This is a genomic window from Algoriphagus sp. 4150, from assembly GCF_031457395.1.
Classification (GTDB): domain Bacteria; phylum Bacteroidota; class Bacteroidia; order Cytophagales; family Cyclobacteriaceae; genus Algoriphagus.
Map to the genome: position 1 here is coordinate 125593 of NZ_JAVDWS010000010.1, position 12326 is coordinate 137918.

The following is a 12326-nucleotide window of genomic DNA, read 5'->3' on the forward strand; positions in this document are numbered from 1 at the left end:
AATGAATTATGAAATCGAGCATGATCCCGTACCTACGGGAACACACAACTTGTCCCGAACTTGCTTCGGGAGAGGGATGATGGTAAACCATGCGAGATTCCATGTGACCATTGAAAAACAATTATAAACACATGAAAATTACATCTAAACTATATCGGGGATTATTGATGGCATTGATTTGCGGGGTGGGATTCACAGGCTGCGATGATAAGCTTGATGAAATGAACATCAATCCGTACGGAATTGACCCTGCGGAAGTAAATCCCAATTTATTGATGCCTTCAATTTTGGCATCAGCTGCCCAGAGCTACGTGGATTTGGGCGTGAATAACATGGCCGGAGCGGTCCAACATACACAGAAAAATGGCTGGTATGGTGGTCATAACAATTACAGCTGGGAAAGTGAGAGTTGGGCAGGTTGGTATGCTATCCTAAGGAACAATAATTTGCTTTATAAAAGAGCTGTAGAGATGGATCATGCCTTTTTTCAAGGGGTATCTATGACCATGAAGTCTTTTGTTTTTGGAAACATCACAGACCTTTGGGGAGACGCACCCTATACCGATGCGCTGAAAGGGGATGAATTGGCTGCAGAGTTTCAATTCCCGAAATTTGACAGTCAGGAGGTGATCTACGACGGGATTATAGCAGATCTGCAGACAGCCGTTACACTATTTAATTCAGCCAATACCGGTGGAGTGACCGCTGCCAATGACCTGTATTATGGAGGAGATGCAGCTGCTTGGAAGAGATTTGCCAATTCCCTTTTACTTCGTTACTACCTGAGAATTTCCAGCCAGAAGCCCGATGTAGCCAAAGCAGGCATTGAGGCAATTTATGCCTCCGGGGATTATATCCAAAGCACCTCTCAAGACGCCGTATTGGATTATACCGGAGGGGCCAGTGACATTTGGATCACACGCCATGTTGCTTTGAATCCGAATGATTTCCAGAGGTACCAGGCCTGCCAGACCTTTATTGACCAACTGATGGGAACGAGTGATCCAAGACTTCCGGTCTGGTTTGCACCTGTCAGAGTACAATGGGTGCCGGACGAATCTTTGGATGTTGCGGCTGAGGCTTTCATCAGGAATAACGGTGAGCCTTTAGGGGTAGTCACCTATCCCTTTGATGACTTTGTAAACAACTATGCCGGTGAGAACTTTACCAGAAGGTATAATCCTGATATGGTGAGTTATAATGAAGCTGAATATGTAGGATTGCCTCCCGCACTCATGATACCGGAATCCTATAATGGAAATCCTTCACCGGGTCAGGGTACTCAAAACCAACATGTTTCGCAGTTGGCGGATATCTACCAGTCAGCAGGCTCTCCGGGAGATATTCTCAAGGCTAGGTTGATCTCTTCAGCAGAAGTGAGCTTTATTTTTGCCGAAGCTGCTTTGAAGGGCTGGAATGTAGGATCTGCTGAGGAGCATTATTACGATGGTATAGAAAAGTCATTGATGGTATGGGGAAAAGTTGCCGAATATGAGCGTTTTATTGCCGAAGAAGGAATCACTTTTAACAATACTTTGGAGCAGGTGATGGAGCAAAAATGGGTGGCAAGCTGGACTGCAGCAGCAGAAGCTTTTGCGGATTACAGACGTACCGGCTACCCTAGATTGCAGACAGGTCCACAGTCTCCACAGCCAAAAATTGCCCTGAGATTTCAGTATGGCGAGGACGAGTACAACAACAATGCAATAAGCATTGCCGCCGCATTGGACAGATTGCAGTTGACAGATTATTCGGGCGGATTTGGCAAGGACAGCCAATGGTCCAGATCCTGGTTGTATCAGGGCACTACCATTCCTTGGTAAGATTCTGACTTACTTTAGATTTAAGAAACTCCATGTCTATTACAAGGCATGGAGTTTTTTTTAACGGCTTAGATCACCGAGGCTAAATGTAGCAAGAAACAAGTAGCAAGATATAAGTATCAAGGTTTTAGAGCCAAGTATCAAGAAGCAAGAACCAAGAGACAAAGAACATGGACAGAGTCAGAAATAATTTGTAGTCACGGCATATTTCCGTTTTAATCTTTAACCTCTTAACCTTTAATCTTTAAACCTTCAGAATAATAGTATCAAGATGCAAGTATCAAGAAGCAAGTATCAAGACACAAGCTAATAGGTAACGGGGGCTTTTCGTGATCTTGAGAGCCACTTTATCAGAGTGAAAGCGCGGAAGAAACTTTCCAGCCAGGCAACAAAAAGTTGCTTCTCCCAGTCTTATACTACTAGGGTAGGATGTTTTTTGTTCTGCCGGAATTTATAAACCACTAACTTAAATTATTTAGTTATGCCATTTTTGAAAAACAATAAAGGAAAAGAAGCGGTAGAGATTTTCTATCAGGATTATGGAAAAGGAAAGCCGGTCATTCTGATTCATGGCTGGCCATTGAGCCATCAGAGTTGGGAAGGTCAGATACGGACATTGGTTGAAGAGGGATTTCGGGTGATTGCTTACGATAGAAGAGGATTTGGCAAATCCTCCCAACCGTGGGGAGATTATGATTACACTACGTTAGCAGGAGACTTGCACGAATTGATTCTTCACCTTGATCTTAACGATGTGACTTTGGTAGGATTTAGTATGGGTGGAGGAGAAGTGGTCAGGTATTTTACTGAATTCGGAACTGACCGTATTTCAAAAGCTGCTTTGATCGCCTCGATTATCCCGCTCGTAGCGCAGAAAGAAGACAATCCTGAGGGCGTGCCACAAAAGGTGCTGGAAGAGATTTTGGATGCTCTTAAGACTGATCGGGTAGGGTTTTTAAAGGGATTTCATACCAATTTCTATAATTACGAGAAAGGTGCGAAGGGAGTAAGTGAAGCAAATCTAGACTTTGACTTTGGAGTAGCTTCTCATGCATCTTCTGTTGCTACAATCAAGGCTGCGGAGGCTTGGGCGGGGACGGATTTCAGATCCGAATTGGAAAATGTGAAAGTCCCTACCCTGATTGTTCATGGAGATAAGGACAATATTGTTCCTTACAGGACTTCCGGAGAACAGGCGGCAAAAGGAATTGCCGACAATACCTATCATCTAATCAAAGGAGCTCCACATGGCTTGAATCTCACACATGGGGATGAATTAAATACTCTTTTGTTGGATTTTCTGAAAAAGTAAGGGATACACTTGTCATCTAAAAAGCCGGATATCTGAATGAGATCCCCGGTTTTTCTATGAAATTTCTTAACCGCTGTCACAGAAATTAAATACTAGCACTATATTTTCTCTTTGACCGTTGGGTTTTTAGAGATCAATAATGAGATTTTTTAACTTGAGTTAGTCCGTTAGTCCACTCCGAAACCTGAAGAGATTGTTCTTCCACTTTTACAGAAGCCGGATTTAGTACAAGATGGGGTAGAATTGTGCTTTTCGGGATTTTTAGTCCCAAAATCAGCTTTGTCCCCTTACCCAAAGTCTGATCTTACTTAATCCCCCCAAATGCCCCAAAACACATGTTTTTGTGTAGGATTTCTACTTTTTTGAAGCCGACTTGTTTCATAAGATCCAATTGATAATTCATGGATCTCGGGGAGTCCTCCTTTTCAACATAGTCTAGGACATTCTGACGGTATATTTTTCCTCCCAAACCTTCCAAATAGTCCCCATATCGCTCCCAAATATAGTCGTTCAACAATTCAGTGTCTTGTCTGATCAAATCTGAAATCATCAGACAGCCACCCGGTTTGAGTAATTTGAACAGCTTTTCGAAGGTCCTTTCCCAATCCGCATCATCCCTTAAATGATGCAAAACAGCGCCTGCCAAAATAATGTCATAATGGTTTTCTCTTAACCCAACTTCCCGAATGTCACCCTGCAAAATTGTGACATCGCCCTTTGTCATTTCGGATACTCTTTCAAATGCCCTGTCAAGCATGGGTTTACTCAAATCTACCAAGGTGCAGTTTAGGTCGGGGGTTTTTGTCAGCATCATCAGTGAATAATTCCCGGCACCACAGCCCACGTCCAATAAATTTTGGGCATTTGGTACAATTCGCTTTGCCGCTTCGGTTATTAGCTCCAAGGAGATTTTTGCATCTATCGTCGCAACCTGCCCTGTATCCAAATTTGAAAATCGCTCCACATCCTTGTCAAACCGCTCTTTGATCTCTTCTATCGTTGATTTTTTCATTTGTCTTTTAATTTAATAAGTTCATTTCCCTGATTTTTTGTTTGCCACAAAACTAGGGTTGGCCGTAACTCCGTTTTTTGCCATAAGGCAAAAAACAAGACTATTTCACTCTTCTGATTCTACTCAAAGTATATGGGGTGATCCCAAGAAAAGAAGCAATTTGACTTTGGGGAATACGCTGTATGATCGAAGGTTGTCTTTGAACCAATTTGTTATATTTGGTTTGGGCATCATCGACAAACATTTCACTTTTAAGCAAGTATTTTTCGAGCAGTGCTTTTTCTTTTATCCGGCTTATGATTTTGGGGAAATTTGGAACTGCTTTTTCCAGCAATTCATACTTGCCGATTGTCAATGTGATCAGCGTGCATTTGGTCAATGCTTCTATATATTCCTCCGAAGGTGTCTTGTTTGTGAAACTTTCCAAAGCAACTGCAAAATGTCCTTCATTCGTAAAATACTGGATAAAATCATCCCCATTGGCATTGGTCCTTACCACCTTAAAAACACCTTCCAGCACAAAGCCCATTTTTTTGCAAGTTTGTCCCTGCTCACAGTATTTTTCTCCCTTTTCTACTGTCTCTTTGTAAGTATTTTGGATGATCAAAACTTTGTCAGAATCTGAAATTGGCAAAATCGATTCAAATAGTGCTATTAATCTGTCCATTAAATATTTTGTTTACTTCTGAATACACAATTACTCTCTAAGAAAAACCTTTTCAATTAATTTTTCTATAGCTCCTATTTCATCGCTTTTACTGTAAGCGTCAAACCAAAGTTGTCCTTCCGGATCAATAGACAAGTCGCCTAAATGAAATTTCACTTTTGTGCCTTTAGCTGTTTCAATTAAGTGAAACTCGTAGGTAACAGTTCCCTTTGGTATTTCTGCTTTCCAGCTTATGTCCTGCAAGGAAATCACCAATTTTTGGTTAGGAACAAAAGCTATCACTTCTCCTGTGAGATAAACAGTATTTTTCTCATTAATCCATTCGATTTTGCTTCCTAAACCAAAAGATCTATTGTCTTTAACTTTTCCCGGAACAAACATCCATTGATCAAAATAGTTAGGAGTAGTGAGTACTTCCCAAATTTCATGAGGAGTACTAGGTATCAATTTTTCTTTGTTAACTATAAGTGTGGTATTCATCTTTCTTGTTTGCATGTGGTAATTTCTTCTATTCTAGGGAGTTACATGCTGTTGCTGTATAAAAGGTTGAACTTGTGACCGTCAGGATCTGCAAATACACAAACGTGAAATCCATTTTCATCGTAGTAAGCCTTCCTGTCCTTATTGGAGTCGAAGAAAACCGTTCCTCCCGCATTTTCTATTTCCTCTATCCATTGATCAAATTCACCTTTACTGCCTGCAGAGAGGGTAAACATAATTTCATTTCCCTGACTTAGGTCAGATAATTCCCCCTCCAAACTCGTTTTCAATTTTTCCTTTTCGAAGAAATGAATAACGAACTCATCAGCACCAAAAAAGAAACTCACAAGCTCCTTGGTAGGATGACCATTTAGCTTAAACCCCAGTGCGAGGTAAAATTCTTTTGTCCTTTCGATATTCTCTACCCCTAAGTTTGCCCAGATTTGTTTTGGTGTCATAGCGTATTTGTTACGGTTAACTTATTGAGTTTATGTTTCTGCTTAATTATCCTTCGGTGCCTTATTTCAGTAAGGTCACAACTAGTTATTTTTCTAAAACATCTTCATCTGGAGGTAATTTCTAAAATAATTATTGATGACAATAGACAAAGCGGCGGGTGTCATTAACGCTGCTGAAATACCTTCAAGAAGCCTGGCAAAAATAAGCACTTCATCGGTCCATGAAAAACCACAGAATACAGCTGACAGAGTAAAAAGGACTACCCCTATTGTAAATATTCGCCTTCGCCCAAAATAATCGGAGATGCGACCGCCTAATAATACCAACCCTGCAAAAATCAACATATACATAATAATTGCCCATTCGGATCCGCCTAAAGAAAGCTCAAGTTCTTCCTCAATGGAGGGCAGCGCGGAATAAACACTGGTAGAATCCGTGACTACCATGAAAAAGGATGTGCAAAGTAATGTCAGTACCCACCATGGGTTTGATTTTTCTGATTGATTCGTTTGGTACATAGTGTCTATCTCTTTTTCTAAATATGGTATAAAGGTAAAGCGTGTCCGAAACAGTCAGTTAGTGCTATTTTGACAATATAGGGTGTTGAATGCGACAGGAGGCTTGATTATCTTTGGGCTTACTCAAAAGTAAAGCGATGCATATTTCCATTCTACTGCCAGAAGGCAACATTAGCGTAAGCAATTTAGAAGCGACCTATAAGATGTTTACCATGGCAAATGATGCACTGACGCAATCGGATAATGTCCCAAAATTTGTAGTACAATTGGTAGCAGTAAATCGAGAGAAGAAATCAAGCAATAACATATTTGATATTAAAGCTGATATTACTATACAGAATCTCAAAAAGACGGATTTGATTATTATTCCTGCCGTACACGGGCCATACGAAAATGTAGTTGATTCTAACAAAAACTTGGTTCCATGGCTGGTCGACCAATATCGAAAAGGAGCAGAAATTGCCAGCTTATGTATTGGTGCCTTTATATTGGCCAGTTCGGGTTTGCTGGATGGAAGGGGTTGCACGACGCATTGGATGGCTGCCGAAGAGTTTAAGTCTATGTTTCCCTTGGTGAATTTACAGGACGATAAAATAATTACCGATGAAAATGGGATTTATACCAGTGGAGGAGCCTATTCCTCACTCAATCTCAATTTATATTTAATCGAAAAATTCATAGGACGTGAAATGGCTGTCAGGCAGTCAAAAATTTTTGAAATAGACATTGACCGTCACAGTCAGTCGCCATTTATCATTTTTAATACCCAAAAAAATCATGATGATGAATTGATGCAGAAGGTACAGTTATATATAGAGCATAATTACAGCGAAAACATAACCGTAAGTGAGCTATGTGCAAAGTTTAGTATAGGCCGTAGAACTTTTGAGCGTAGATTTTCAAAAGCAATCAATAATACAGTGATAGAATACTTACAACGGGTGAGAGTAGAAGCGGCTAAAAAAATGTTTGAAAAGAACTACTTGAATATCAGCGAGGTCATGTACAGCGTTGGCTATACCGATGCAACAGCTTTTAGAAAGGTATTTCTTAAGATTGTAGGGCTCACCCCATCTGCATACCAGAAGCGTTATGCTAGGATTAACTAGGAATGACTCTCACCTAGTCGGGAGGGGACAGTCTGTGAGCCTATTTTTTTCATGCTTGTCTACTCGTCTATCTCCTTTACTTTAAATGTCAGTTTTTTCAACTCTCCTTTGTCAATAGTTCCATTTAGATTTCTGTCAATCAAAAAAGCAATGTAGAACTCTTTCAATTTGGTGTCTGTCATCATAACTTCCATTGTATCATAGTATAAGGAGTTTACTTCGAATTCAAGCTTCAAAAATTTCCCCGAGTCTTCTAAAAGGTTGAGTCTTTCACTTTCCGGGTTTTCATAAATCGTGTAATGGTGTCCGTTATTATTGAAAATCAAAGTTTCATATTTTCCGCTTTTGTCGGGAGCCATGCCTGATCCAGGTTCAAAACAGGGTAGATCAATCTTTGCTAGGCCGACTTTTACTTTATCAAATTCAGATTTGTCAACAAAAGCTGCGATTTGAGCCGAATAAAATTTATTCTTTTCGGGGTTATATTTCTTGTTGTAAAATCTCAATGAGAATTCTTTCTTGTCAATTTCTATCGTTTCCGAAAGATTGTTCACAGAAGTTTCTACGCCATTTTGAAAAATAATCAATCCATTTTTGGTGTTTTTTTTGTTTCCATTAGTCCTTTTTGATGTCTTACAAGCTTGAACAAGCACTATGGTAAGAGTCAAAATAAAAGCTAGTCGTAAATGCTTCATTGTATTCATATTGTGTACATCTATTATATACGCAAGTGCATATATTCTCCAATTATCCTTGTTGTCCTGCTTCTCCAGAAGCTGGACTTAATCTAAATGTTAAGTAATGGACTTATAAATTTCGAAAATTACTGATCTGTATTCCTTCTCGTTCATGATTTAGATTTCCTGCGTAGATGAGTTTTGCAGCACTTTCAGGAGCTGTTTTTTGGAAGTATTTCAAGCCTTTGAGAAAATCTGAATGATAGGTTTCCGACGATTTTATTTCTATGGCCGTCAATTTCCCGTCTGCTTCTTGCAAAAGATCCACTTCGTTTTGATTGCTGTCCCTCCAATAAAATATGGACAGAGTATTTCCTGCGTTAAACCCTTTTTTCATAAGTTCTAAAATCACTAGGTTTTCGAACAAGGGACCGCGTGCAAAATGCACATTCAAATCGTCTGGACGTTTGATTCCCAATAAACTACATAGTACACCTGTATCGTAAAAATACACTTTCGGTGACTTCAAAATTCGCTTATTGAAATTGCGATAATAGGAAGGAAGTCTAAATGCTATAAAGGATGTTTCCAGTACGGAAAGCCACGCATTTACGGTTTTTTGATCGATTCCGAGTTCATTTGAAAAATTGCTTTGATTGAAGATTTGACCAACTCTTCCTGCTAACAATTGGAGGAATTTTTGGAAATTCCCCAAATCCATCACATTCAGGATCTGTCTCACGTCACGCTCGATGTAAGTTTGAATGTAATTGGGATAGTAGTCGTTAGGCGCGATGTCAAACTGATATTTTCTTGGATAGCCACCATTTACGGTCAGAGTTTCCCAAGATTGGATTGGGATATGCTCGGATAGTTCTGCCTTTGAAAATGGGAGTAAATTTAACATAGCAACCCTACCCGCTAGGGATTGGGTGATTTGTTTAGATAGAAGAAAGTTTTGGGATCCAGTCAGAATATATTCGCCAGGAATATTTCTCTCGTCAGTTAATACCTGTAAATAGGAGAATAACTCGGGAACCCACTGGACTTCATCTAGAATAACTCCATTTTGGTATGCCCTAAGAAAAGCTAATGGGTCAGTTTTGGCAAAATTCCTTGCTTCTGGCAGCTCCAGATTTACATAGGTGTAATCTGGTTTCAACCTTCTGGCAAAGGTGGTTTTCCCGGATTGGCGGGGTCCTGTAATGGCTATTAGGGGGAATTTGTTCAAAAGCGACAAAGCCTTTTCTTTAATATGCCGATCAAAATACTCCATTTTATGTAAATTAGGAATTGTATTCCAAAAATACATAATAAATACAGTTGTGAAAATAATTTCATTGAAAATGAGTGGTTTGATCTTTTATTTCTTTGTGTTAATCCTAATCACTCTCGGTTTTTCCAATCCCTCCAAGATGCGTATGGTGAAAGCTGTTGTTGAATTTCAAGCCATAGCCCATCATTCTATCAAAGGAAATGTGAGCGAATAGTATTGGAGTGGGACTTGGTTGAAAAGCTCCTTATTGTACCCAAAGAAATGCAAATACCGTTCTTCTGCTGTCATGGACAAGTGGGTGAAAACCCGGTCTTCCAAAAAGGTAAAGCATTTGGCGATTGGATGCTTGGGCTTGAGAAGTCCGAACAAAAGTCTATACAAAAAAGGCTTGTCTCTGACCATACTCCAATCATAATCATTAATAGCAGTGGCATGGATTTTAATCAAAACCTCATTTTCCTTAGGAATAGGCATAGCCAATTCTTTCAATTTCAGTACCTCTTCAGGTTTTCCGTACTTCTCAAAAAATATAGCTTTCATCTGTTTATAAGTTGTTTTTTTAATGGTCAGATAGCCTGTCCCGTCCGCCGCGGCGGATCGGGAGAATTTCGCATCACGAATGATCATTCCTCCGTGTGACTTTGGGTCATGCCTGCCTAAAGGCGGAAGGCAGGCTCGATTTCATATGGTTTGACTTTCTTTAAAAAGTAGATTTGTGGTGGAAGTTATGCCTAAATATCAGCTAATTGGAATTATGTTGAAAATCCAGTTTTACTTTTTCTCACTGAAATTATTCTGGATGAAGATAGCTGATTTTAAGTTTCGGCATTTCTATAAAAGTTTAAAAATGAAAAAAGGGGAGCCGTTAAGCTCCCCTCTAACCTATTAAATCTTAACCTTACTTTTTCACTATCGGCAATACAATCCTACTCAAGCTTTTTCCGCCATGGTGAATAGAGTTGGTAGCAATAACGCCTTCAGTTTCATCGTAGGTATTCCCACCGGTATTCATGTTTCTGTCGAAGCGCGGGAAGTTGGAGCTGCTGACTTCGATGCGAATTCGGTGACCCTTGTCAAAGTAGTTGGAAGTGCTCATCGGGGTCATTTTCACTTCATATACGCTTCCCTCTTCCATCCGGACTTCCTTGTCATAGCCTTCTCTGTAGCGAACTCTCTGGATTGTCTCATCGAGATTGAAAGCCTTTCCGTCAGGGTAAACATCGATCAGTTTAATGGTCACATCAGTGTCTTTGGCATCAGAGGAGAGGTAGAGGTAGGACTCTATAAAGCCGGAAACCTCAATTCCTTCTTCCAATACATCTGATGTGTATACCAAAATATCTTCCCGCAATTCCATTTCACTTTGGTCATAAGAACCGCCGTTTCCATCGATGGCATTTCCGGTACAGCAGACGTTTCCTCCATAGGAGGTCACCGGATTCATCGGATCGTATTGGAAGGTGTCAGGAGTATCTTTTCTTGGTTTTTTGACAGAAAGCTTCCCGTCTCCATTTAGTGTATTTGCTTTTCCTTCAGAATCCAGATACATCGTGGTCATTACAGCTTCAGCCGGGGGCCACACCTCGGAAGTTTGCCACTTATTGGAACCCATGGTATAGTATTGAATTCTTGGCATTTCTGCCATAGTTTCAGATTTTTCATCTTTCAACCACCGATCAAACCATGCGGTGATGATCTCGTCGTAATTCAATCGCGCATCACCTACGTTCAGATCACCTATCATGGTGTTTTCCGATGCTCGGGTATAGGAGCAATGAAGCACGGGAGCGATGACAAGGTACTGATTGTCTCTCGCCAGTTGGGAAACAGCATTTTCTCTGGCGTGATTGAAAAGGGCAATGTTTGGCCCGGCAGAGACATCAAACCAGGAAACAAACCAGAAGCTGGGCTTGTCAAATGGCATATCATCATGGTACAATCCGCCTTCAAACCACTTCGGGTCATCCGGCTTACGGGTGATCATTTCTTCATAGATTCCCATTGGGCCATGCTGATTCTTGATAATGTCCTGAATCGGAAGGTGTTTCAGTGCTTCTTTGGAATCGATTCTCGGATACTCGGGAGACATGTCGTAGAAGCGTTGAAGTCTCAATAGATCTTTTTGGCCGATGTCTTTAGGTAATTTTGGAGCCATAGGGTCATGCTGTACGCCATAAAGCCAGTTGGTGAAAAGCATTTGCCCTGCACCGCCACGGTACCAGTTTCCTTGCTCATAGAACTCACCAACTTTACCTACACCTGCGCCGTAGCCCTGTGGAACCAGTGCCGCCAAAGCAGGATGATCCAGGGATGCGACAGCCATTTGCCATTCTGCGGTGGACGAGCAGCCCAAGAGTCCTACTTTTCCATTGCTCCAGTCTTGTTTGGACATCCAATCAAAGGCATCTGATCCGTCAGTCAAAGGCACTCCGAGAATATCCCAATCTCCTTCTGAGAAGTATCTTCCGCGCTCATTCTGGACTACGTAAGCATAGCCTTTTTCCACCCAGGTAAGTGCGGTTTCCATGGTGCGGGTATTCATTTCTCCATTCCCCCAGGTATTGAAATTGTAGGGGGTTCGGGAAAAAACAATGGGGTATTTCCCTTCGCCCTTGGGACGGTAAATATCCGTGGCCAGTCGTACGCCATCCCGCATGGGCATCATGACTTTTTGATCTACAATAGCTACTTCATCCAGCCGATCGATGATGCTTTTTTCCTGAGAAAAAGAAACAGTAACGACCATGACCAGCAGGAGAGTCAGGAAGATGTTGTAAAGATTTTTCATATGATGAGATATCAATTTCAATCTAAGTTAGGGAAGAGATCACTTAGATGGTAAGGAAAATGATGATTGGTAGATTTAATGGGTGAGAATTAATTGAAATTTAAATCTATTATGCCAAAGTCCAACTAGCCAAAGACTTATGTGATGGATTTAATTGTGAAAGCCCCTCTCTTTGGTTTTTAAACTTTTCATTTCATACATAAAG

General features: G+C 40.7%; 14 protein-coding genes. 4 read left to right on the plus strand and 10 right to left on the minus strand.

Features of this window, described 5'->3' with window-relative positions; translation table 11 throughout:
• Window position 1: 1 nt before the first annotated feature.
• The 3 genes from J2X69_RS14050 (at window position 2) to J2X69_RS14060 (ending at window position 3135) form a co-directional block, all read left to right on the plus strand.
• Window positions 2-127 carry a hypothetical protein gene (locus J2X69_RS14050; RefSeq protein WP_310104361.1) on the plus strand — a complete coding sequence of 42 codons (126 nt, stop codon included), beginning with the start codon at window positions 2-4 and terminating at the stop codon, window positions 125-127.
• A 4-nt stretch (window positions 128-131) separates the two neighbouring features.
• Window positions 132-1823 carry a SusD/RagB family nutrient-binding outer membrane lipoprotein gene (locus J2X69_RS14055; RefSeq protein WP_310104364.1) on the plus strand — a complete coding sequence of 564 codons (1692 nt, stop codon included), beginning with the start codon at window positions 132-134 and terminating at the stop codon, window positions 1821-1823.
• A 481-nt stretch (window positions 1824-2304) separates the two neighbouring features.
• Complete coding sequence (locus tag J2X69_RS14060) at window positions 2305-3135, plus strand: alpha/beta hydrolase (protein WP_310104367.1); 831 nt, start codon at window positions 2305-2307, stop codon at window positions 3133-3135.
• Between the two features lie 304 nt (window positions 3136-3439).
• Here the strand turns inward: J2X69_RS14060 and J2X69_RS14065 are convergent, their stop codons facing one another.
• The 5 genes from J2X69_RS14065 to J2X69_RS14085 all read right to left on the minus strand — a co-directional run bounded on the left by J2X69_RS14065 (window position 3440) and on the right by J2X69_RS14085 (window position 6271).
• Window positions 3440-4147 carry a methyltransferase domain-containing protein gene (locus J2X69_RS14065; RefSeq protein ID WP_310104371.1) on the minus strand — a complete coding sequence of 236 codons (708 nt, stop codon included), beginning with the start codon at window positions 4145-4147 and terminating at the stop codon, window positions 3440-3442.
• 100 nt (window positions 4148-4247) lie between these two features.
• On the minus strand, window positions 4248-4814 hold the full coding sequence (locus tag J2X69_RS14070) for a Crp/Fnr family transcriptional regulator (protein WP_310104373.1): 567 nt from the start codon (window positions 4812-4814) through the stop codon (window positions 4248-4250).
• A 30-nt stretch (window positions 4815-4844) separates the two neighbouring features.
• On the minus strand, window positions 4845-5294 hold the full coding sequence (locus J2X69_RS14075) for an SRPBCC domain-containing protein (RefSeq protein ID WP_310104377.1): 450 nt from the start codon (window positions 5292-5294) through the stop codon (window positions 4845-4847).
• Between the two features lie 41 nt (window positions 5295-5335).
• Window positions 5336-5752, minus strand: coding sequence for a VOC family protein (locus J2X69_RS14080; protein ID WP_310104381.1), 417 nt, complete (start codon window positions 5750-5752; stop codon window positions 5336-5338).
• 93 nt (window positions 5753-5845) lie between these two features.
• Entirely contained in the window at window positions 5846-6271 is a 426-nt protein-coding gene (locus J2X69_RS14085; RefSeq protein ID WP_310104386.1) for an MFS transporter, read from the minus strand.
• A 137-nt stretch (window positions 6272-6408) separates the two neighbouring features.
• Between J2X69_RS14085 and J2X69_RS14090 the strand changes: the two genes are divergently transcribed.
• Window positions 6409-7380, plus strand: coding sequence for a helix-turn-helix domain-containing protein (locus J2X69_RS14090; protein ID WP_310104388.1), 972 nt, complete (start codon window positions 6409-6411; stop codon window positions 7378-7380).
• A 59-nt stretch (window positions 7381-7439) separates the two neighbouring features.
• On the opposite strand, the gene J2X69_RS14095 is transcribed toward J2X69_RS14090, so the two are convergent.
• The 5 genes from J2X69_RS14095 to J2X69_RS14115 all read right to left on the minus strand — a co-directional run bounded on the left by J2X69_RS14095 (window position 7440) and on the right by J2X69_RS14115 (window position 12121).
• Window positions 7440-8075, minus strand: a complete 636-nt coding sequence (locus J2X69_RS14095) for a hypothetical protein (protein ID WP_310104390.1) — start codon at window positions 8073-8075, stop codon at window positions 7440-7442.
• A 112-nt stretch (window positions 8076-8187) separates the two neighbouring features.
• Window positions 8188-9333, minus strand: a complete 1146-nt coding sequence (locus J2X69_RS14100; protein WP_310104393.1) for an ATP-binding protein — start codon at window positions 9331-9333, stop codon at window positions 8188-8190.
• A gap of 106 nt (window positions 9334-9439) precedes the next feature.
• Entirely contained in the window at window positions 9440-9520 is an 81-nt protein-coding gene (locus J2X69_RS14105; RefSeq protein ID WP_310104521.1) for a hypothetical protein, read from the minus strand.
• The gene (locus tag J2X69_RS14110) at window positions 9517-9873 is read right to left on the minus strand and encodes a hypothetical protein (RefSeq protein WP_310104396.1); all 357 of its coding nucleotides are present in this window, start codon (window positions 9871-9873) and stop codon (window positions 9517-9519) included. Before J2X69_RS14110 ends, J2X69_RS14105 begins: the two co-directional genes overlap by 4 nt.
• Window positions 9874-10231: 358 nt before the next feature.
• Window positions 10232-12121, minus strand: coding sequence for a CocE/NonD family hydrolase (locus J2X69_RS14115; RefSeq protein WP_310104399.1), 1890 nt, complete (start codon window positions 12119-12121; stop codon window positions 10232-10234).
• Between the last annotated feature and the right edge of the window lie 205 nt (window positions 12122-12326).